Below are 22311 nucleotides of genomic sequence, written 5' to 3'. Positions count from 1 at the left end.
CCGCGAGACGGAGAGGGCGGAGGGCGGACGGCCGGAGGGCCGTGGAAGTACCCGGAGGGGTCACGGAAGTACGGAGCACACGGCATGCGCAGAGAGGAGTGTCGTGCGATCAGGACGGCACCGGAGGCGAGGGCCCGGCAGGGAGGCCGGATGCGGCATGTACAGGGCAGCGGATTTAGGCTGGCGGCATGGCCCGGCCCCGACGCATTGTCCTCGTCCGCCACGGAGAGTCCGAGGGCAACGTCGACGACACCATCTACGAGCGCGAGCCCGACCACGCGCTCTCCCTGACCAAGACCGGTATGCGGCAGGCCGAGGAAGCCGGTGTGCAGCTGCGCGAGATGTTCGGCCACGAACGGGTCTCCGCCTATGTGTCGCCGTACCGCCGCACCCACCAGACCTTCCGGCTCCTCGGCCTGGACCCCGACAGGGTCCGCGTCCGCGAGGAGCCCCGGCTTCGAGAGCAGGACTGGGGAAACTGGCAGGACCGCGACGACGTACGCCTCCAGAAGGCATACCGCGACGCCTACGGCCACTTCTTCTACCGCTTCGCCCAAGGGGAATCCGGCGCGGACGTCTACGACCGGGTCGGGGCGTTCCTGGAGAGCCTCTGGCGCAGCTTCGAGGACCCCCGCCACCCACCCAACGTCCTGATCGTCACGCACGGCCTCACCATGCGTCTGTTCTGCATGCGCTGGTTCCACTGGACGGTCGCGGAGTTCGAGTCGCTGTCCAATCCGGGCAACGCGGAATGGCGCACCCTGCTCCTCGGGCTGGACGGCCGCTACTCCCTCGATCGCCCCTTCGACCGCTGGTGTGAACCCGAGCCTTATGGCGTCACCGGTTAGAGTGCCACCGATGACCGCCGACCGTCGTGACGCCGACCGCTGGGCGCGGGCTCTGGCGAGCCTGCGCGGACTCGCCGTGGGTGACGCCCTCGGATCGCAGTTCTTCGTCCCCGCCCACTACCCCGCCCTCAAGCACCGCGAGCTGCCCCCCGCCCCCTGGCGGTGGACCGACGACACCGAGATGGCCTGCTCCGTCCTGGCCGTGCTCGCCACCCACCACCGCATCGACCAGGATGCGCTGGCCCGCTCCTTCGCCGACCACCACGACGTCGACCGCAACTACGGCCGGGCCGTCGACCGCATGCTCCGGCTGATCCGCGAGGGCGAGGACTGGCGCGAGCTGGCGTCCGGCCTCTTCAACGGCCGCGGCTCCTGGGGCAACGGCGCCGCCATGCGCATCGCCCCCCTCGGTGCCTGGTACGCCGACGACCCGGAGCAGGCCACCCACCAGGCGGAGATCTCCGCCTACACCACCCACCAGCACCGCGAGGCCGTCGTCGGCGCGATGGCCGTGGCCGCCGCGGCAGCCCTGGTCGCCGACCCGGCGCGCGCCCTCGGCCCCGGTGAACTGCTCGACGGTGTCCTCGCCCTGATCCCGCGCAGCGCTGTACAAGCCGGCCTGCGCCGGGCCCGCGACATGCTCGACTACGCCGACCCCGGCACCGTCGCCGCCGTCCTGGGTTGTGGCCGCCGGACCAGTGCCCATGACACCGTGCCCTTCACCCTCTGGGCCGCGGCACGGAACCTCGGCGACTACGAGAAGGGGTTCTGGACCACCGTCCGGGCCGGCGGCGACGTCGACACCACCTGCGCCATCGTCGGCGGCATCATCGCGGCGGCCCCCGGCGGCGCCCCGCCCCAGGCATGGCGCGACGGCACCGAACCCCTCCCGTCCTGGGCGCCCGGCTCCGCCGCCTGACCGCACCCCGCGGGACGGCGCCCCGGCGCGCCCGCACCGCCTGCCCGCGACCATGGCCACCACCCGTCCGCGCACGCCCGCCCACGCCGCCAACAGCCCCCGTGGAAGGGCGACTTCACCCCGGCGCGGGCGCCTGCCCGCGCCCGTACCGGCGCCTGCGCCGCGCCGTCCGCGCCCGCCGCGTATACCCGCCGGTAAGTGCGCGGAGCCGCCCCGTCCGCGCCCCCGCCGCAACCGACCGCCATCAGGTCGGGATCCGGTGCGGACGACTGGGCCGAATAGGCGTAACCTGGCTGGCGCCATGCCGTACGAGCCTCCCACCCATACCGTCGAGCGATCACTGCGCGCCAAGACGGGCGCCAAGATCGTCGCAGGGATCGACGAGGTCGGGCGCGGAGCGTGGGCCGGTCCGGTCAGCGTCTGCGCGGCCGTCACCGGACTGCGCCGGGCGCCGGACGGACTCACCGATTCCAAGCTGCTGACCCACAAGCGCCGCACCGAACTCAGCGAGGTGCTCACCGACTGGGTCACCTCGTACGCCCTGGGGCACTCCTCACCGGAGGAGATCGACGCCCTGGGGATGACCGCGGCGCTGCGGCTCGCCGCCGTACGCGCCCTGGAGGCGCTGCCGGTCCGACCGGACGCGATCATCCTCGACGGCAAGCACGACTACCTGGGTGCGCCGTGGCGGGTGCGCACGGTCATCAAGGGCGACCAGTCCTGTATCGCGGTCGCCGCCGCGTCCGTGATCGCCAAGGTGCGGCGGGACGCGCTGATGGCCGAACTGGGCCTGGAATACGCCGACTTCGACTTCGCGGCCAACGCCGGCTATCCCTCGCCGACCCATCGCATCGCCCTGGAGGAGTACGGTCCCACGCCGCACCACCGACTGTCGTGGTCCTACATGGACGCACTGCCCCGGTGGCGGCATCTGAAGAAGGTGCGCATCACCCCCGAAGCAGCCGCTCTGGAAGCCGGTGGCCAACTCGGCTTCGACTTCTGAGCGGTGCGGGCAAGAATTCGGTACCCACTGACGTGTCCCGCACTTACGTTTGATAGACATCCTTTTATGCCTCTCATCCCCGAGGAGCCTCAGATTCACGAGAGTGTCCCGGGTCCCCGCGCTACTCCGGCCGCCGGCCGCACCGCGCCGACCCCCCGTCCTGTCCCTGGTCCCGGTCCCCGCCCCGCCCCGCCGCGTGGCGCTCCGGCGTCCAGTGCCCGTCCGGGTAAGCCCGGACCCGCTGCCCCGCCGCGTGGGCCTGTCGCCGCTCCGCCGGCGCAGCGCACCGGCTCGCCGCAGCCCCCCGCAGTCACGACCGATACCGCCACGGGACCGCAGCTCCAGCTGATCCCGGCGCCCGCCGGGGGCGCCGTCGACGCCGCGGACGAGGCCGTCGACCTGCTCCTGGACTCCGGGCGCGCACCGGGCGAGATCCTGGTGCTGACCACCGGCGAGAACCACCCGTGGGCGGCCCACGAACTGTCCTTCGGTGAGGCGTCCTACTGGGCCCAACACGACGCCGCGGACGACGTGTTCTACGCGGACGCCTCCGCCGAACGCGCCTCCGGGCGGCCCGTGGTGGTCGTCGCCGTCAACGGTGGTACGGACGAGACCGCTGCACGGGTGCTGCCCGCCGCGATGGCCCGTGCCGGAACGCTGCTGATCGTCTGCGGTGACCCGCAGCGGATCAACACCGCTCTCGGCGCGAACGCCTGATCGCCGCGGGTTCGACGCAGCCCGCCGGCCCCACAGGCCGGTCGGGCTCGTTCGCCTGCCCGGATGCGTCAGGCAGGCGCGCGCCGGGAATCCGCGGCTGCCGGGCCGCGCCGGTCAGCGCGCCGCCGTGTGCCGGTGCGCCCCGGCCGGGCCGCCTCCGGCCCGGCGCGGCGCCCCGCGGCCACCGCTGCGCGGCTGCTCGGGCAGCGGCACGGTAGGCGCCTGAGGGGTGGTGCGCTGCGGCGACGCGTCGGCCGTGCCGGGCGGCCGAAGCCTGGCGGCGGGCAGCGCCTCCGGCGCACCCGGCGTCTCCATCGGGGGTGCGACGGCCCCGGGGGGCGCAGGCGGTGCGTCCGTCAACGGTGCCGCCATACGGGGCGATTGCGTACGGGCTGCCGCCGTACCGGGCGGTGCCGTGCGCCGCGGCTCCGTGTGCGGCGCCGCCTCAGGCCCCGGCAACGGCTCGCCACCAGGTGCGTCCGGTTCGGTATGGCGCACTACCGTGCCGTCGGCGCCGTCGGCCGCGCTTGCCGTAGCGCCCCGCGCGCTCATCCGCGCCCCGTCCGGATCGCTCCAGGGCTTCTGCGCGGCGGACCCCCGCGGGCGCCGTCCGCCCCGCCCCTCGCCCAGCACCTGCCAGCGGTCCCGCGTGAGCGTGATGTAGGCCCCGCAACGGAGCCCGTGCAGGGTGCAGGCATCGCGCAACCCCCACATCCACGCACCGTCCGCCTCCGTCCAACGAGGCTCGCCCGCACGGCAGTAGAGCAGCACCGCCGTCCGCACCGGGACACGCAGCCGCAGGTCGTGCGGGATGATCCGGCGCAGCTGCGTCAACAGCGCATTGCGGAACTCCCAGCCGTCGGGAGCTACCGCGGGCTGGGTGAACGACGCGCTGGCGATGACCCGCTCCTGGGGGTCGAGCACCGCCACAACGGCCGTGGCGAGCCCCGGGAGGTGCCGTGCGTGCAGACCGGCGACCACCTCACGAGGATTGCGCAGCAGCGGAATTCCGGCCGAGGCCCACTCCGCGGGCTCCAGCATCCGCCCCAGCCGGGCGGCGGAATCGGTGGACGGGGGCCGGGACACATACGGGGGCTGGGCGAATCCGAAGGTCATCGTCCTCCCTTCGTCGACGCGTCCGCGCTTCGGGTGGTGGCCCGGCACGCGAGCGCACCGCGACAAGGCCCATCCGCACCGCGAACGGCCGGATACGGGGAGCCACTTCAATTCTCGCGGTTCGTACAGGCATGCGGCAACGAGCAATTCCCCCGCGCGGCCGGAATGAACCGGTCCGCCGCCCGTATCCCTGCCCGCCGCACCCGCCTCTGATACCCGCCGCCTCCCTTCCTTCTCTCCAGGCCCCCATCCGTTCACCGACGGGCCCACCGGTCCGTGCAGGGCTAGCCCTGCACGGCCAGAACCAGCGGAAACACGTCCCCGGCCCCCGCTCTGCGCAGCAGCCGGGCGGCAACCGCCAGCGTCCAGCCGGTGTCGGCGTAGTCGTCCACCAGGAGCACCGGTCCGCCGGCCGACGCCAGCGCCCGGGCGAGCTCCGGCGGCACACTCAGCGAGCTGTGCAGCGCCCGCAGCCGCTGGGCGCTGTTGCTGCGCGGAATCCTGCCGTCCGGACCGTCGTCCGGCGACCCCACGGTGCCCAGGAACGGCATCCGGCCCACCGAGGCGATCCGCTCGGCCAGCGACCGGATCAGCTGCGGGCGGCTGCGCGAACCGAGGCAGACGACGCCCACCGGGCGGGCCGGTGCGCCCGCCGCGCCCGAGGCCCAGCCCCCGGGGCCCTTGGCCCAGTCGGCGAGGACCGTGACCACCGCCGCCGACACATCGTCGGGCACCGGACCGTCGGGGGCCTGCGGTGTGAGCATCGGCCGCAGGCGGTTGCCCCACCCGATGTCCGAAAGCCGCCCCAACGCCCGTCCGGCGGCGGCCAGTTCACCGGCCGGGATACGGCCCTTGAGGTCGATGCCGACAGCCGGCAGACCCGTGGGCCACATCCGCCGCGGCTCCACCTCCACACCAGGGCGCCCCAGTTCGCCGCGGGCCGCGTCCAGCGACGCGGCGGACACCTCGCTGCCGAACCGCGCCCCCGCGCAGTTGTCGCACCGGCCGCACGGGGCCGCCGCCTCGTCGTCCAGCTGCCGCCGCAGAAACTCCATCCGGCAGCCGGTCGTCGCCGCGTACTCCCGCATCGCCTGCTGCTCGGTCTCCCGCTGCCGCGCCACCCACGCGTAGCGCTCGGCGTCGTACGACCACGGCCGCCCCGTGGACGTCCAGCCGCCCTTGACACGCTGGACGGCACCATCCACGTCGAGCACCTTGAGCATGATCTCCAGCCGGGAGCGGCGCAGTTCGACCTGCGGCTCCAGCGCGGGCAGCGACACCGGCCGGCCGGCCGCCGCCAGCACGTCCAGCGTCCGACGCACCTGCTCCTCCGGGGGGAACGCCAGCGAAGCGAAGTACTTCCAGATCGCCTCGTCTTCCCGGCCGGGCAGCAGCAGCACCTCGGCATGCTCGACCCCGCGCCCGGCGCGGCCCACCTGCTGGTAGTACGCGATGGGCGACGACGGCGACCCCAGGTGCACCACGAACCCCAGGTCGGGTTTGTCGAAGCCCATCCCCAGGGCCGAGGTCGCCACCAGCGCCTTGACCCGGTTGGCGAGCAGGTCGTCCTCGGCCTGCTGGCGGTCCGCGTTCTCCGTCTTGCCGGTGTACGAGGAGACCGTGTGCCCCCGGTGGCGCAGGAACGCCGTGACCTCCTCGGCGGCGGCGACCGTGAGCGTGTAGATGATCCCGGAGCCCGGCAGTTCATGCAGATGGTCCGCGAGCCAGGCGAGGCGGTGCGCCGCGTCCGGCAGTGGCAGCACGCCCAGGCTCAGGCTCTCCCGGTCCAGCGTGCCGCGCAGCACCAGCGCCTCGCCGGTTCCCTCTCCCGTCCCCAGCTGCTCGGCGACGTCGGCCGTCACCCGGGCGTTCGCGGTGGCCGTCGTGGCGAGCACGGGCACACCGGGCGGGAGGTCGGCGAGCATCGTGCGCAGCCGCCGGTAGTCCGGCCGAAAGTCATGGCCCCAGTCGGAGATGCAGTGCGCCTCGTCCACCACCAGAAGGCCGGTGGCCGCCGCGAGCTTGGGCAGCACCTGATCGCGGAAATCGGGGTTGTTGAGCCGCTCGGGGCTCACCAGCAGCACATCCACCTCGCCGGCCGCCACCTCGGCCTGGACGGTGTCCCACTCCTCGGTGTTGGCGGAGTTGATCGTGCGCGCGCGGATCCCGGCCCGCGCCGCCGCCTCGACCTGGTTTCGCATCAGTGCGAGCAGCGGAGAGACGATCACGGTCGGACCGCTGCCCCGCTCGCGCAGCAGCGCCGTCGCGACGAAGTAGACCGCGGACTTCCCCCAGCCCGTGCGCTGCACGACCAGGGCGCGGCGGTGGTCGGCGACCAGCGCCTCGATCGCCCGCCACTGATCCTCGCGCAGCCGGGCGTCGCCACCGGGATCCCCGACGAGGCGGCTCAGGACGGCATCGGCTGCGGCACGCAGGTCTTCGTTGCTCATGCCCCCATGCAACCCGATGCCACCGACAACGCGCGAACCCCCGCCCGAACCTGTGGACAACCACCCCACCCGCGAGTTATCCACAGGGGTCGCGGAACCGCGGCGACCTGCGCGATCTTCGAGCCATGAATCCGCACAGCGAACCGCGCAAGCCCGGCACCGACAACCCCTCACCCGCCTCCGCGAGCCCGCCCTCCGCAGCCCCCGCGGGCCCGCCCGAGCCCCCGGCCCCCGGCGCTCCGCCCGGCCCACCCGTCTCCGCCGACCCCACACGGGTCGCCGATCCCACCGCCGCTGCCACCCCCGCGACCCCTTTCATCGAGCCCGACCCGTCCGCCCCCTCCCTCTCCTGCAGCGCCTACGCCCCGGCCGATCCCACCGCCTCCCGCCCGTCCTCCGCCCCCGCCGGTTCCCAGGCCGACTCCCGGCCGCGCGACGCCACCGCGTCCGAGGAGACGGCCAAGGAACCCCCGGTCACTTTGCGCGGCCCCGCCGAACTCGCCGACGCACTGCCGTATCTCATGGGTTTCTATCCGGACGACAGCATCGTGATGGTCGCGCTGCACGGCGAGCGCGCCCGCTTCGGCGGACGGCTCAGGCTCGGCATCCCGACCGACACCACCCAATGGCCCGACGTCTGCGACCAGCTCGCCGACTGCCTCATCACCGGCGCCCGGGACCGCGCCACCCGCCCCGTGGGCATCCTCGTCTTCCTGTGCCAGGAACCGTCACAGGGAGAGAGCGGCAAGGACGTCAGGGACCGCCTCCGCCCCCTCGCCCAACGCCTCCGCACCGCCTGCGGCGCACAGGACGTACCGGTCCTCGAAGCCCTCTGCCTCTCCAACGGCCGCTTCTGGTCCTACTGTTGCTCCGACTTCCGCTGCTGCCCCGCCGAGGGGACACCCCTCTACCTGCCCGGTACGTCCGTGATGGCCGCAGCCGCCGCCTACGCGGGAATGCAGGTGCGCGGCTCACTCAAGGAGATGGAAGCCCGGCTGGCACCCCGCACCGGACCGCGTGCCGCCGACCAGGAGCAGGCCCTGGACGCCGCGGCGGCGACGCTCATGCCCCGGATGCTCCGGCCGGACGGCGCACCCGCCGTCCGGCGCGAAACCCTCGATCTGGCGCACGCGATGATCCGCCGCTTCCGCCAGGACACCCCCACCGGCAGCAACCGCGCCAGGGACGCCTGCGACGACGCGCTGATCACCGACCGTGAAGCCGCCGATCTCGTCCTCGGCCTCCAGGACCGCGGCACCCGCGACCGGGCCGCGGAATGGATGGACGGCCCCGAGGCCGCCCCGGCCCTCCGGCTCTGGCGTGCCCTCGCCCGCCGCTGCGCCGGCGGCTACGTCGAGCACGCGGCGGCGCCGCTGACCCTGGCCGGCTGGGTCTGCTGGTCCACCGCCGACGACCCGTCCGCACGCGTCGCTCTCACCCGCGCCCTCACCGTCGACCCCGGCTATGTCTTCGCGCAGATGCTGCACCGCGCGATCAACGACGGCCTGGATCCCGAGCCGCTGCGCCGCTGCCTGCGCGAGCAGCGGAGGGAGGCGGAGGGCGCCGCCGACGGACCGGCGGCCGTCCCGGAGGAACCGCAGCGGCCCGCGAAGCGGCCCGGACCGCCGCGCCCCGGTGCCGCCGACCGCCCGCGCGGGCCACGCGGCGGCACCGGTCCCGGCACCCGTACGACCGGCGCCGCCGGCAAGCGCCGGACCGGCCGGGACGGCGACCGGAGCCGGCGGTGAGAGGCGGTCGCGGTCTGGCCGGCGTGACCTGGGCGCCGGCCGGAACGTTCACCTATATGGCGCAGGCCGTACGGAGCCCCGACCTCACCAGGGAGCGCAGAGCGTGCCAGGGATCGTCCCCACCACCCAGCCGACCCACCCGCCCGCCGGAGAACGGCGCACCGCGCCGCCCCGGCCGCCCCAACCGCAGCCCGTCCACTCCTCGCTCATCTGCGTGGCCCTGCCGTCCCTCGCCGTGTCGCCCCCCTCGGGGCAGCTCACCGGCGAGGGCCTGGAGGGCTACTACCGGGACGGCCGGCGGATCCTCTCCCGCTGCGAAGTGCGGGCCGCGGGCGGCGAACCGCTCGTCGTCCAGGGCCGGTTGGTCGCCGCGGACCGCGCCCGGTTCATCGGTGTGGTCCGCAGAACGGGCGAGCGCGGGCCGGACCCGGAGATCCGGATGGAGCGGATCCGGTCCGCCGACGGCACCGAACGGATCACCTTCCACAGCAGCGCCGGCCGGCCCGTCCGGCTGCCGGTCGAAATCCGGCTCGGCACCGACCTCGCAGAGCTCGGAGCCGTCGCCGTCGGCTTTCCCGGCGCCGAACTCCGCGCCGCGGTCCACGGCTCCGGGCTCCGCTGGTCCGGGACCGGCGCGCACGCCGTGGTCTCCGCGACGCCCACACCCCAGGACGCCCTGGCCTCGGCGGGCCTGCTGCGCTGGGACCTGGAGCTGCCACCGGGCGGCCGGCGCACGGTCGAACTGCACGCCCGCCTCGAATACAACACGGGCAGCCCTCGGAGCCGCGCCCACCCGGCCGCCTACGCGCGCCCCGGCCAACCCCGTATTCCCGCCCCGCGCCCCGCCCCCGCCGGCCCCCGGATGCGCGGTGATCGTCCGCCACACCCCTGGTCGGCCGCGCGCCTGGAGTGCGACGACCACCGCGCCGACGCCCTCATGGCAGGCAGCCTCGACGATCTGCGCGGCCTGCTGATGCGCGACCCGGCCATGCCCACGGACGTCTACGTGGCCGGGGGGTTCCCCTGGCGCTGCGGCCTCGCCCCGGCCGAGGCCCTCTGGACCGCCCGGATGCTGCTCCCTCTCGGCACCCGGCTCGCCGCGAGCACCCTGCGCACCCTCGCCCGTACTCAACAAGCCACCCCAGGAGCGGATTTCGGCCGAATTCCCGGCCCTCTGCGAGACGCCGGGCCGCACGCTCCGCCGAGCTGCACGGGTATCGAAGCCACCCTCCTCTTCCCGGCGGTCCTTGCGGAGGCCCGCCGCTGGGGCCTCCCCGATCCGGAGACCGAACGGCTGCTGCCCGCCGCCGAACGCTGCCTCCAGTGGCTGCGCACGGCCACCGACCCACCGGGCGGAGGCCGCGGCGGCTACCTCCCCGATCCGGCGCCCGACGGCCCCTACCGCTGCGAGACACAGGCCCACGCCCACCGTGCCGCGCTCCTGGGCGCCGACCTCCTCGACGCCTGCGGCTCCTCCGGTGCCGCCGCACTCCGCGACTGGGCGGCCGACCTGCGCACCCGCTTCCGGACCGACTTCTGGCTGGAGGACCGCGCCGGCGGCCGTCCCGCCGCCCTGCTCACCGGCGACGGCAGGCCGCCGGTGCCGCACCTCGGCTCCACCGCCGCCCATCTCCTCGACACCGGCCTGCTCGGCGGCGGCACCCTCGCCCTCGGCCTCCTGGACGCGGCACAGACCGATCAGCTGGCCCGACTGCTGCGCGGCCCGGCCATGGATTCCGGCTGGGGCCTGCGCGGACTCGGCGCCAAGGAGACCGGCTACAACCCGTTCGGCCACCGGAGCGGCGCCGTCCGCGTGCAGGAAACGGCCATCGCCGCCGCCGGACTCGCCGCGGCCGGCCACGAAGCCGCGGCCGGCGCCCTGACCAGGGGCGTTCTCGACGCCGCGGAGAGCTTCAGCCACCGCCTCCCGGAGATGTACGCGGGCGACCAGCGCACCGCCGACGGCGCGCCCGTCCCGCACCCGGCGGCCTGCCGCCCCGCCTCCGTCGCTGCGGCCGGGGCGGTCCAGATGCTTGTCGCCCTCGCGGGCCTGCGCCCCGATGTCCCCTCGGGAACGGTGGCCGTCCGCCCGCTCGGCACCACCCCGCTCGGCGCGATGCAGCTCACGGGTCTCACCATCGCCGAGCAGCCCTTCGCCGTACGGATCAGCCGGCTGGGGATGGGAATGGTCGAGGCGGCGGCGGACGGCCTGCAACTGAGGTCGTGAAGGGCCGCATGACCTGTTTATCGTCAGGCGGACGACTATGATCACGTCATGCCTCCCTACGACCCGTCGGCCTTCCCGCCCTTTGCTGTCACCGTCGACCTGGTCGTGCTCACCGTGCGCCGCCACGCCCTGTGCGCGCTGGCGGTACGCCGCGGTGAGCCGCCGTTCCAGGGCCGCTGGGCCCTGCCCGGCGGGTTCGTCCGCGCCGACGAGGATCTTGAGGACGCGGCTGCCCGGGAACTCGCCGAGGAGACCGGCCTGCACGCCCACCCGGAGGCCGGCCCGCCGCCCGCGTACGGCGCGCACCTCGAACAGCTCGCCACCTACGGTGACCCCAAGCGCGACCCCCGGATGCGCGTCGTCAGCGTCGCGCACCTGGTGCTGGCTCCCGACCTGCCCGCTCCCAGAGCCGGCGGCGACGCCCACAGCGCCCGCTGGGCGCCGGTGGACACCCTCCTGGAGCACGAAGGAAGCGCGCACGCCCGCGACGGCGAGCTGACGACCCCGCTCGCCTTCGACCACGCGCGGATCCTCGCCGACGGCGTGGAACGCGCCCGCTCGAAGATCGAATACTCCTCCCTCGCCACGGCCTTCTGCCCGCAGGAATTCACCGTCGGCGAACTCCGTCGGGTCTACGAGGCGGTCTGGGGCGTCGCCCTCGACCCCCGCAACTTCCACCGCAAGGTCACCGGCACCCCCGGCTTCCTGGTCCCCACCGGCGGCACCACGACCCGTCAGGGCGGACGCCCCGCGCAGTTGTTCCGCGCTGGCGGCGCGACCCTCCTCAACCCCCCGATGCTTCGCCCCGAGGTCTGACTAACCGCCGCGCCCCCCTCGGGCCTCGCGCCACCACATCGGCTTCCCGGCCGACCCGCACCTCACGAGGCACGCGCCGGCCGCCACCCGCCCGGTCGCACCGGCCGCAGATGCTGTCCGCGGCGTCACCCCGTGGGTCAACGTGCCGCTCGCGAAGTCACCGGACGAGGTGACTCCACCGCCTCGGCACCCCCAGTGGTCACAGCTTGCGCTCCGCCAACTCCTCTGCTCCACAGTGAACTTGGGTGCACGCTGGTAAAGCGACGCCTTGCACCCCCCTGGTCCCACCACCACGCATCACTACGCACGAGGCATCGCCCACGAAGCCACCACTCGCTTGCAGTTCGCCCGGCACGTGTCCGACCGCATCCCCGAGTGGTCTGTACGCCCCACTGGTTGCCTCGCGCCCGAAGCCGGCCGCGTACGCGACGGACCGGTCACCGGCGCATGACCACGGTCGGTGATGCGGTGGACGGCCGAACTCGCCACGCCCATCCGGCGTCGGCCGCGGGCGCACGCGTCATGCCCAACCCGTCGGCCCGAGCCCCAGCCGGAGTGCCCGGTCCGCGGGCCTGCCGGCGGCGGTTCGCCGGCCTTCCGGATTCGACCAAGGCGTATCGATGGCGACGCGATGTGCGCCCAACCCTCGGGCGGTGCACCCGCGTTGCCGCCGTCCGCCCTGGTCTGCGCTTATGTGTTCACCGTGCTAACGGGCCGGGGGACGCCGACCGGCCAAGACGCCCGTTTCCGGGCTCCGTTGTTGCACCCACTGTCCACAACTCGCCGCCGAAAGCGCATTTCTTTCCGATAAAGCGTCAATTGCGAGATAACGGGCGATCACCCTTTCGTGTGCTTTTCACCAAAGACCTCAAGGCCGTTCAGGGTGTCGCCGACAAAGGATGCGTGAGTACCCTTGCGCACACCATGATGACCGCGGCTCGCCCCGGCGACACCGGCCTCGCAGGCCCCGGCGAGCTTGACCGCTACTCCTACGCCAACGCCGCCAACGCGACCGGCCAGGAGCGCGCAGAGCGCGTTTCGCCGGTCTGGGAAGGCTCCGAAGCAGACATCGGCCGGGTCGGCCGCCGCGCGGCCGGCAGCCGTGGCCGCGGCCTCCACGGCCAACTCGTGCAACAGCTCGGCCAGATGATCGTCTCCGGCGATCTCGGCGCCGACCGCCCACTCGTCCCCGAGGAGATCGGCCAGCGCTTCGAGGTCTCCCGCACCGTCGTCCGCGAGTCGCTGCGTGTCCTGGAGGCCAAGGGGCTGGTCAGCGCGCGCCCCAACGTAGGCACCCGGGTGCGCCCGGTCAGCGACTGGAACCTCCTCGACCCCGACATCATCGAGTGGCGGGCCTACGGACCGCAGCGCGACGACCAGCGGCGCGAGCTGTGCGAGCTGCGCTGGACGATCGAGCCGCTCGCCGCCCGGCTCGCCGCCGGGCACGGCCGCGAGGACATCCAGCAGCGGCTCGCCGACATGGTCGAGATCATGGGCCACTCCGCCGCCCAGGGCGACACCATGACCTTCACCCGCGCCGACGTCGAGTTCCACACCCTGCTCCTCCAGCTCGCCGGCAACCGGATGCTTGAGCACCTCTCGGGCATCGTCACCTCCGCCCTCCACGTCTCCGGCGGATCCGGAGGCGGCTGCGAGCGGCCGGTCGAGACGTCCGTGGGCCAGCACATGCGGGTCGTCGACGCGATCGGTTCCGGCGACGCCACGGCTGCCGAATCCGCGATGCGCCAGCTCCTCGCCGCGCATGGTGAGTCCGGCGCGCAGGGCACCGGGACGCCCGTGGACCATGTCGTCCCCGCGCCCCGCGAGCACTGAAGGGCCGTACCTGACCACGTGCGGACCGTAAGCCCCGCGCGGCCTCGTGCCCCGCATGCCCCGATGGAGGGTGTGCCGTGCGTACCGAAGGAGCGCAAGATCGCCGGATCCGGGGCGTCGTCCGGATCCGGCGGGCAGACCTTGAGAGGGTTGCATGTCATATGACTGGGAATGGGTCGTTATGGGGTGTGACTCGGGCCACGCAGATTGGGCGTAACGCTCTCCGGGGAAGCGCGATGACTTAAGAGGTGATAGCCGAGGAGGGAATACGAGCGGCGTTCGTGACGCTGTTCAACTCCCCGGTTGCCCCTGCGCCGTCGGTCCATCCCCACCGGCGGTCGTCGGCTCCGATCCGTATGGACGGGGTCGGAAGCCGTTTCCATCGTTCCGAGAGGTTGTTCGTGTCGGCCAGCACATCCCGTACGCTCCCGCCGGAGATCGCCGAGTCCGAGTCTGTGATGGCGCTCATCGAGCGGGGAAAGGCAGATGGGCAGATCGCCGGCGATGACGTGCGTCGGGCCTTCGAGGCTGACCAGATTCCGCCAACCCAGTGGAAGAACGTTCTGCGCAGCCTCAACCAGATCCTCGACGAGGAGGGTGTGACGCTGATGGTCAGTGCCGCAGAGGCGCCCAAGCGCACCCGCAAGAGCGTCGCAGCGAAGAGTCCCGCAAAGCGCACCGCCACCAAGACCGTGGCCGCGAAGACGGCCACGGTGAAGAAGGCCACCGCCGCTGCCCCCGCCCCCTTGGCGGACCCGCCGGCGGGTGAGTCCGAGTCCGTGCCTGCTAAGAAGGCGGCGGCGAAGAAGACGGCCGCCAAGAAGGCGGTCGCGAAGAAGACCACGGCCAAGAAGGCCACGGCCAAGAAGACGGCGTCCAAGAAGGACGTCGACGAGCTGCTCGACGACGACGTGGCCGAGGAGACGGCGGCGCCCGGCAAGGGCGACGCTCCCGAGGCCGCCGAAGGTGCCGAGAGCGCCGGCTTCGTGCTGTCCGACGACGACGAGGACGACGCCCCCGCGCAGCAGGTCGCCGCGGCCGGTGCCACCGCCGACCCGGTCAAGGACTACCTCAAGCAGATCGGTAAGGTCCCGCTCCTCAATGCCGAGCAGGAGGTCGAACTCGCCAAGCGCATCGAGGCCGGTCTGTTCGCCGAGGACAAGCTCGCGAACAGCGACAAGCTCGCGCCGAAGCTCAAGCGCGAGCTGGAGATCATCGCCGAGGACGGCCGCCGGGCGAAGAACCACCTCCTGGAGGCCAACCTCCGACTGGTCGTCTCCCTGGCCAAGCGGTACACCGGCCGCGGCATGCTCTTCCTGGACCTGATCCAGGAGGGCAACCTCGGCCTGATCCGCGCGGTCGAGAAGTTCGACTACACCAAGGGTTACAAGTTCTCGACGTACGCGACGTGGTGGATCCGCCAGGCGATCACCCGCGCCATGGCCGACCAGGCCCGTACGATCCGTATCCCCGTCCACATGGTCGAGGTCATCAACAAGCTCGCGCGCGTCCAGCGCCAGATGCTCCAGGACCTGGGCCGCGAGCCCACCCCGGAGGAGCTGGCCAAGGAGCTCGACATGACCCCCGAGAAGGTCATCGAGGTCCAGAAGTACGGCCGCGAGCCGATCTCGCTGCACACCCCGCTGGGCGAGGACGGCGACAGCGAGTTCGGTGACCTCATCGAGGACTCCGAGGCCGTCGTCCCGGCCGACGCGGTCAGCTTCACGCTCCTGCAGGAGCAGCTGCACTCCGTGCTGGACACCCTCTCCGAGCGCGAGGCCGGCGTGGTGTCCATGCGCTTCGGCCTCACGGACGGCCAGCCCAAGACGCTGGACGAGATCGGCAAGGTCTACGGCGTCACGCGTGAGCGGATCCGTCAGATCGAGTCCAAGACGATGTCGAAGCTGCGTCACCCGTCGCGTTCCCAGGTGTTGCGCGACTACCTCGACTAACCGAACCGGCCCCGTTCGCGCCGCGAGCCCGGCCCTCCCACCTCGGTGGACGGGCCGGGCTCGCGGCCGTCCGGGTGCGGGGCGCGGCCGTTTGGGTCACTCTGGGTGGGCGACCACTGTCCCAGAGTCAGGAGTCCGTATGCGTCCCTCCGTACCCGCCGCCTTCGGAGCCCTCGCGCTGATACTCGCCGTGCCGACCTCGGCCGCTGCGGACGGGGTGGTGATAGGCGGCAAGCCCGTACGGCCTTCCAGCAGCCCGTGGGCGGTGGCCCTGGCGTCACATAAGCGGTTCGGGACCCAGCGCTCCGGGCAGTTCTGTGGCGGCGTGCTGGTCGGGCACGCGACGGTGGTGACGGCCGCGCACTGTCTGGGCAAGGAGGTACTGGGACTCCCCTGGAAAGAGGTGCGCGATCTACGAGTCGTTGTCGGACGCGACAACCTCACTGACGGCGGTGGTCAGGAGGTCCAGGTCGCCAATGTGTGGGTCAATCCGCGCTACAACAGCTGGACCAACGAGGGCGACATGGCGGTCCTGACGCTGCAGGAGCGGGTCCGGAACCGCCCGATTCGAATAGCCGGCGAGGACGACGGCGCCTACCGGCCGGGCAGCGCGGCGACGGTCTACGGATGGGGCGATACGACCGGAGAGGGCAGCTATGCGTCGCAGCTGCGGTCGGCCCGCGTGAACGTGCTGCGTGACTCGGTCTGTGCGAAGGCCTACCCGGGGAGCGCGGACGGGACGTACAAGGCCGCGTCGATGATGTGCGCGGGGGCGCCGAAGGGCGGGCGGGACGCCTGCCAGGGGGACAGCGGGGGGCCGCTGGTGGTGCACGGGCGCCTGGTGGGGCTGGTGTCGTGGGGGACCGGCTGCGGGCAGGCGGGCAGCCCCGGTGTCTACACGCGCGCTTCCGCGCTCCTCCCGGCGGTGCGTGAGCACGGGGCGGGTTGAGCGCCGCCGAGGATCATCAGAGATACCGCGGCCCACGAGTGCGGGCGGCCTCCCCGGTGATGCCGGGAAAACCGCCCGCCGCACGGCCCTGGGCCGCTACTCGCTCGTCGTGGATGCGATGTGTCAGCGTTCCTCGTCGGACGCGGACGCCGGAGAAGCGGTCAGCCGCTCCGTCTCGTCCTGTATTTCCGCGGCGATCTTCTTGAGTTCTGGCTCGAACTTGCGACCGTGGTGGGCGCAGAAGAGCAGTTCTCCGCCGGACATCAGGACGACGCGCAGGTATGCCTGGGCGCCGCAGCGGTCGCAGCGGTCAGCGGCCGTCAGCGGGCTCGCGGGTGTCAGAACAGTAGTCACGTCGCCTCTTCTCTAGCTCGACGAGCTGTCGTACCAGGGTCAACATCCAACCAGGCCGAAAACGTTCCCGCTCGTGCCTTTTCCTCGAAAAAATATTTCCGAGGTGGCCGGGTGCTGCCGGGTGGCGGCGAATGAGCCGTATTGCGTGGTGGTCTGATTCACGTTGGTTACTGGAGGTCTGCCCTCCCGGCTGGCTTGCCGGTTGTTGATGAGGACGTGCCCGGAGCCTAAATGGTTCATGCCTCGAAGGGAACGTGATGTGCACGTCACTCGGACGTCACCCCATCGAGCGATCGAACGCGTGAGCGAAATTCTACTACCATGGTCATGCTCACGGGTGGCGTCACATCGGCTCTACTGGGCCTCGGTACCCTCTCACCGGCGACACCGCCACAACCGAGTCCGCGGAATGCGGACTGTCAGAAATTCAGCGAGGAGCGAACCGCGTGACCGCCGAGATGTCCGTGCCGTCCACCGCAGTGCTGACCGGGGCAGACCGGGACGGTTCCAACTACACCGCGCGGCATCTGCTCGTCCTTGAGGGCCTGGAAGCCGTCCGCAAGCGCCCCGGTATGTACATCGGTTCCACGGACAGCCGTGGCCTGATGCACTGCCTCTGGGAGATCATCGACAACTCCGTTGACGAGGCGCTGGGCGGCTACTGCGACCACATCGAGGTGGTCCTCCACGACGACGGGTCGGTGGAGGTCCAGGACAACGGCCGCGGCATCCCTGTGGACGTCGAGCCCAAGACGGGGCTCAGCGGCGTCGAGGTCGTGATGACCAAGCTGCACGCCGGCGGAAAGTTCGGCGGCGGCTCGTACGCCGCCTCCGGCGGCCTGCACGGCGTCGGCGCCTCGGTCGTCAACGCGCTCTCCGCGCGGCTGGACGTCGAGGTGGACCGCAGCAGCAAGACGCACTCCATCAGCTTCCGGCGCGGCGTCCCCGGCATCTTCACGGAATCCGGGCCGGACGCCCCGTTCGACCCCGGCAACGGTCTCATCAAGGGCAAGCGGGTCCCCAAGACGAAGACCGGCACCCGGGTGCGCTACTGGGCCGACCGGCAGATCTTCCTCAAGGACGCCAAGCTCTCCCTGGAGACGCTTTACGCCCGCGCCCGGCAGACCGCTTTCCTCGTACCGGGGTTGACCATCGTCGTCCGTGACGAGCGCGGTATCGACGGCGCCGGCAAGTCGGAGGAGACGTTCCGCTACGACGGCGGCATCAGCGAGTTCTGCGAGTACCTGGCGCAGGACAAGGCCGTGTGCGACGTCCTGCGGCTGACCGGCCAGGGCACCTTCAAGGAGACGGTGCCGGTCCTTGACGAGCGCGGTCACATGACACCTACCGAAGTCACCCGCGAACTGGGCGTCGACATCGCCCTCCGGTGGGGGACCGGCTACGACTCGACGATCAAGTCCTTCGTCAACATCATCGCCACCCCCAAGGGCGGCACCCATGTCTCGGGCTTCGAGCGCGCGGTGACCAAGACCGTCAATGAGGTGCTGCGGTCCGCCAAGCTGCTGCGCGTCGCCGAGGACGACGTCGTCAAGGACGACGCGATGGAGGGCCTCACCGCGGTCGTCACGGTGCGGCTCGCGGAGCCGCAGTTCGAAGGGCAGACCAAGGAGGTGCTGGGTACCTCCGCCGCGTCCCGGATCGTCGCCCAGGTGGTCAGCAGGGAACTCAAGGCGTTCCTGACGTCCACGAAGCGTGATGCCAAGCAGCAGGCGCGTTCCGTACTGGACAAGGTCGTCGCCGCGGCCCGTACGCGCATCGCCGCCCGCCAGCACAAGGAGGCCCAGCGGCGGAAGACGGCGCTGGAGTCCTCCTCCCTGCCGGCCAAGCTGGCGGACTGTCGCAGCGACGACGTCGACCGCAGCGAACTGTTCATCGTCGAGGGCGACTCGGCGCTGGGTACGGCGAAGCTGGCACGGAATTCGGAGTTCCAGGCGCTGCTGCCGATCCGCGGCAAGATCCTGAACGTCCAGAAGTCGTCGGTCTCGGACATGCTCAAGAACGCCGAGTGCGGCGCCATCATCCAGGTCATAGGGGCCGGATCCGGCCGCACCTTCGACATCGACACCGCCCGCTACGGCAAGGTCATCTTCCTCGCCGACGCCGATGTCGACGGTGCCCATATCCGCTGCCTGCTGCTGACGCTCTTCCAGCGCTACATGCGGCCGATGGTCGAGCAGGGCCGGGTCTTCTCCGCCGTCCCGCCGCTGCACCGCGTCGAGCTCATCACCCCCAAGAAGGGCCAGGAGAAGTACATCTACACCTACTCGGACAACGAACTCCGTCAGACGCTGCTGGAGCTCCAGCGCAAGAAGGTCCGCTACAAGGACAGCATTCAGCGCTACAAGGGGCTGGGTGAGATGGACGCCGACCAACTCGCCGAGACCACCATGGATCCGCGGTACCGCACCCTGCGCCGGATCAACATCAGTGATCTCGAAGCGGCGGAGAAGGCATTCGACCTCCTCATGGGCAACGAAGTCGCTCCTCGCAAGGAGTTCATCACCAACTCCGCGTCCACTCTGGACCGTTCGCGCATCGACACCTGAGCCGACCGCGGCTCCGCACGGGCGCCTCTCCACCCACGGGTGGACGGGCGCCCGCCGCCTTTTCCACCCGCGCCCCACCCTGGCTCCGATCCGGGCGGTGGGGTGCTCTCCGTAGCGTCGGGAACGTCGAAATTCCCCGTCCACGGAGGCTTCAGGACATGAGCGGCTGGCTCAACATCGTTGTGATGATCGCGGTTGTCGTCATCGTGTTCGCCCGGCAGTTCACGGCGCAGCGCATCACCTCGGAAGGCAAGAAGTGGTGGCTGATGCCCGTCATCCTGTGCGTCATGGCGCTGCGGCAACCCGGCCTCCTGGACCCCGCGCACCATGCAGCGTCCGCCGTCCTGCTGGCGGTGACCCTTCTGCTCGGGGTGGCCAGCGGTGCGGCATGGGCCTGGACCACGCGTATCTGGACCGACGCGGACGGTGCGGTCTGGACCAAGGGGACCTGGGCGGCGGCCGGTGTGTGGCTGTGCGGTATGGCACTGCGCTTCGGCCTCATGGGCATCGCTGCGGTCCTGGGCGTCCACCAGGGGAGCCAGGCCACACTGCTGTCCGTAGCAGCCATGCTGCTCGCCCGTGCCGGCGTCACCACCTGGCGCGCCCAGGCCGTGCAGCAGACGTACCGTGTCCCTGTCGCGGGCTGACACTCCGCGCCGCGCACCGAAAGGACCGTACGTGCCGCCGAAGCCCTGGACCAGTTGGCCCCTGCGGGAGGCGCTCTCCCGTGAGGGCCTCAGCGAGGCGCGGTTGTGGATCGGCCGCTCCGTGCGCGTCCTGGTGGTGGCGGGCCTGCTGTGGACCACCCTGGTAGGAGGGACCTTCAGCGGCTGGGGCCTGGTTGCGGCGTGTGCCGCCATCGCCATGACCTTCGTCATGTTCTGGTACTTCCTCCGAATGACGCGCGTGCGTCGGCTGTGGCCCTCTATCGGGCTGTTCGCAGTGCTGGAGGCCGCGGCATTCGGCTTCTACCTGGCCGATGCCCGGATGCCGGCGATCGTCCTGTGGTGCGCCTGCGCCATCACGGCCATGGAGCGCCTGCCGCTGAGCGTCGCCGTGCCGTGCTCATCCGTCGCACTGGGTGCGTTCGCGGTGGTCAACGCGGGCGACTGGCTGACGACTGCTGTGACCACAGGAGGGTTGGGTCTCGCCGGCTACGTCGTGCGGCTGGACGCCGAGGCCCGCGGCAATGCCCAGCGTCTGCTGGCGCAGGAACGGGCGGCCCGTAAGGCCGAGGCCGAAACAGCGGCGCTTGCCGAACGGGGGCGGATCGCGCGTGAGATCCATGACGTCCTCGCCCACAGCCTCAGCGCCCAGCTGGTGCACCTGGAGGCGGCTCGGCTGATGATCCAGCGCAGCACCGACCTGGAATCGGACCGCGAGCAACTCCTGGAGCGGGTGGTGGCATGCCGAGGGATGGCGCGAGAAGGGCTGGACGGCACCCGTGAGGCTCTTTCCGCGCTGCGCGGCGAGATGGTCTCGGTCGAAGACTTCCTGAGCCGTCTGACGGCCGCTGAGGGCGCGCAGTTGGACGTCTTGGGCGAACAGCGCACGCTACCGGCGGAGGCGGGGCTCGCGGTCCGCAGGGTCGCGCAGGAAGCGCTCACGAACGTGCGCAAGCACGCACCAGGTGCCAGGGTGACTGTGCAACTGGAGTACGCCGAGAGCCACGTAGGACTGGTGGTGCGCAATTCGGGAGGGCGCGGTAAGCCCGGTGAGCTCGCGAGGAGCGGTTCCGGGTACGGTCTTCTCGGGATGGGGGAGCGCGCTGAACTCCTCGGTGGAACGCTGGAGTCCGGCCCCGATGAGGAGGGTTTCGTGGTGCGGTTGTGGGTGCCCGCATGACGGCACGCACGGTGGCGCGCGTCGTCGTGGCCGATGACCAGACAGTGGTACGCGAGGGAATCGTGATGCTGCTGGGGCTGTTGCCCGGTGTTGAGGTCGTCGGATCGGCCGCGGACGGTGAGGAGGCCGTCCGTATGGTCGCCGAACTCGCCCCCGACGTCGTGCTGATGGACTTGCGGATGCCGCGTTGCGACGGTGTCGAGGCGACCCGCAGGATCCGTATGGACCATCCCGGCACCCAGGTCGTGGTGCTCACCACGTACGCCGACGACGACTCGCTCTTCCCCGCCTTGCAGGCCGGCGCCCGTGGCTACCTCACCAAGGACGCCGACGGCGATGAGATCGTCCGCGCCATCGAAGACGTGCTGTCGGGCGAGGCCGGCCTGTCACCGAAGATCCAGCGCCGCCTCCTGGAGCGCTTCGCCGAGCCCGTGCGCAGTCTGCCGGCGCCGCCGGACGAGTCCCCGGACGGACTGACTGCCAGGGAGGTGGAGGTGCTACGGCTCGTGGCCGAGGGACAATCAAACCCAGAGATCGCGCGCACGTTGCATGTCTCCACTGCGACGGTGAAGACGCATATCAACAACCTCTTCGCAAAGGCGGGTCTACGGGACCGCGCCCAAGCGATCCACTATGCGTACCGGCATGGTCTCGCGGAGCCGCCAGGGTCGGCTGCAACCTGATGACGCGGCGAGGGCCCCTGATCGAAGAGTCTCGGGCCATTCCTTTCGTTCTGCCCATGTGAACGATCCGCTGTTACCCGGATGGCCAACGGGACAGTGGATCTGGAGAGTTGGGTGTGTGGAGAGGCTCTCGATCAACGAATCAGCTGAGTTGCCACACCACTAATCCGGGGCGGGTAGCGCGGTCGGCTATCGCGGACTCGCTTTCCCGTACCGGATGGCGGCAGTGGGATGCGGGGCAGGCTACGGCGGCCTTTCGGCGCGCGTGTGGTGGGTACCGGCCG

At 71.6% G+C, this 22311-nt stretch carries 16 protein-coding genes and 1 pseudogene; 14 read left to right on the top strand and 3 right to left on the bottom strand.

Features of this window, described 5'->3' with window-relative positions:
* Positions 1-188 precede the first annotated feature (188 nt).
* The 4 genes from GR130_RS30655 to GR130_RS30640 all read left to right on the top strand — a co-directional run bounded on the left by GR130_RS30655 (position 189) and on the right by GR130_RS30640 (position 3487).
* The gene (locus GR130_RS30655; RefSeq protein WP_159507704.1) at positions 189-848 is read left to right on the top strand and encodes a histidine phosphatase family protein; all 660 of its coding nucleotides are present in this window, start codon (positions 189-191) and stop codon (positions 846-848) included.
* Positions 849-858: 10 nt separating this feature from the next.
* A complete protein-coding gene (locus tag GR130_RS30650) occupies positions 859-1767 on the top strand; it encodes an ADP-ribosylglycohydrolase family protein (protein WP_159507703.1) in 909 nt (302 codons plus the stop codon).
* A 301-nt stretch (positions 1768-2068) separates the two neighbouring features.
* Positions 2069-2770 (top strand): ribonuclease HII, encoded by a 702-nt coding sequence (locus tag GR130_RS30645; protein ID WP_159507702.1) that lies wholly within the window; start codon positions 2069-2071, stop codon positions 2768-2770.
* A gap of 66 nt (positions 2771-2836) precedes the next feature.
* Positions 2837-3487 (top strand): hypothetical protein, encoded by a 651-nt coding sequence (locus tag GR130_RS30640; RefSeq protein ID WP_159507701.1) that lies wholly within the window; start codon positions 2837-2839, stop codon positions 3485-3487.
* Between the two features lie 590 nt (positions 3488-4077).
* Here GR130_RS30640 and GR130_RS41075 read toward each other — a convergent pair.
* Both GR130_RS41075 and GR130_RS30630 read right to left on the bottom strand, forming a co-directional pair.
* Positions 4078-4603: pseudogene (locus GR130_RS41075) on the bottom strand (hypothetical protein); the annotation flags it as partial.
* 284 nt (positions 4604-4887) lie between these two features.
* A complete protein-coding gene (locus GR130_RS30630; protein WP_159507699.1) occupies positions 4888-7053 on the bottom strand; it encodes a RecQ family ATP-dependent DNA helicase in 2166 nt (721 codons plus the stop codon).
* Between the two features lie 125 nt (positions 7054-7178).
* On the opposite strand from GR130_RS30630, the gene GR130_RS30625 reads away from it, so the two are divergent.
* The 6 genes from GR130_RS30625 (at position 7179) to GR130_RS30600 (ending at position 16578) form a co-directional block, all read left to right on the top strand.
* On the top strand, positions 7179-8801 hold the full coding sequence (locus GR130_RS30625; protein ID WP_159507698.1) for a DUF4192 domain-containing protein: 1623 nt from the start codon (positions 7179-7181) through the stop codon (positions 8799-8801).
* A 214-nt stretch (positions 8802-9015) separates the two neighbouring features.
* A complete protein-coding gene (locus GR130_RS30620; RefSeq protein WP_159510324.1) occupies positions 9016-11028 on the top strand; it encodes a glycogen debranching N-terminal domain-containing protein in 2013 nt (670 codons plus the stop codon).
* 48 nt (positions 11029-11076) lie between these two features.
* Positions 11077-11844: an NUDIX hydrolase gene (locus tag GR130_RS30615; RefSeq protein WP_043266495.1), complete on the top strand. Its 768-nt coding sequence runs from the start codon at positions 11077-11079 to the stop codon at positions 11842-11844.
* Positions 11845-12693: 849 nt separating this feature from the next.
* On the top strand, positions 12694-13677 hold the full coding sequence (locus GR130_RS30610; protein WP_159507697.1) for a FadR/GntR family transcriptional regulator: 984 nt from the start codon (positions 12694-12696) through the stop codon (positions 13675-13677).
* 401 nt (positions 13678-14078) lie between these two features.
* Positions 14079-15629 (top strand): RNA polymerase sigma factor, encoded by a 1551-nt coding sequence (locus GR130_RS30605; protein WP_268977944.1) that lies wholly within the window; start codon positions 14079-14081, stop codon positions 15627-15629.
* A gap of 139 nt (positions 15630-15768) precedes the next feature.
* Positions 15769-16578, top strand: coding sequence for a serine protease (locus tag GR130_RS30600; protein ID WP_159507695.1), 810 nt, complete (start codon positions 15769-15771; stop codon positions 16576-16578).
* Between the two features lie 123 nt (positions 16579-16701).
* Here the strand turns inward: GR130_RS30600 and GR130_RS30595 are convergent, their stop codons facing one another.
* A complete protein-coding gene (locus tag GR130_RS30595; protein WP_003981845.1) occupies positions 16702-16932 on the bottom strand; it encodes a DUF7455 domain-containing protein in 231 nt (76 codons plus the stop codon).
* A 446-nt stretch (positions 16933-17378) separates the two neighbouring features.
* On the opposite strand from GR130_RS30595, the gene GR130_RS30590 reads away from it, so the two are divergent.
* From GR130_RS30590 to GR130_RS30575, 4 genes are all read left to right on the top strand, one after another.
* A complete protein-coding gene (locus GR130_RS30590) occupies positions 17379-19499 on the top strand; it encodes a DNA gyrase/topoisomerase IV subunit B (protein ID WP_159507694.1) in 2121 nt (706 codons plus the stop codon).
* A 158-nt stretch (positions 19500-19657) separates the two neighbouring features.
* A complete protein-coding gene (locus GR130_RS30585) occupies positions 19658-20146 on the top strand; it encodes a DUF1453 family protein (protein WP_159507693.1) in 489 nt (162 codons plus the stop codon).
* A 31-nt stretch (positions 20147-20177) separates the two neighbouring features.
* Positions 20178-21344, top strand: a complete 1167-nt coding sequence (locus tag GR130_RS30580) for a sensor histidine kinase (protein WP_159507692.1) — start codon at positions 20178-20180, stop codon at positions 21342-21344.
* On the top strand, positions 21341-22027 hold the full coding sequence (locus GR130_RS30575) for a response regulator transcription factor (protein ID WP_159507691.1): 687 nt from the start codon (positions 21341-21343) through the stop codon (positions 22025-22027). The genes GR130_RS30580 and GR130_RS30575 overlap by 4 nt, the downstream gene beginning before the upstream one ends.
* Positions 22028-22311: the final 284 nt, after the last annotated feature.

This window comes from Streptomyces sp. GS7, from assembly GCF_009834125.1.
Classification (GTDB): domain Bacteria; phylum Actinomycetota; class Actinomycetes; order Streptomycetales; family Streptomycetaceae; genus Streptomyces.
Note: the sequence above shows the minus strand (reverse complement) of the source record. Positions and strands in the feature narration are given on the sequence as shown.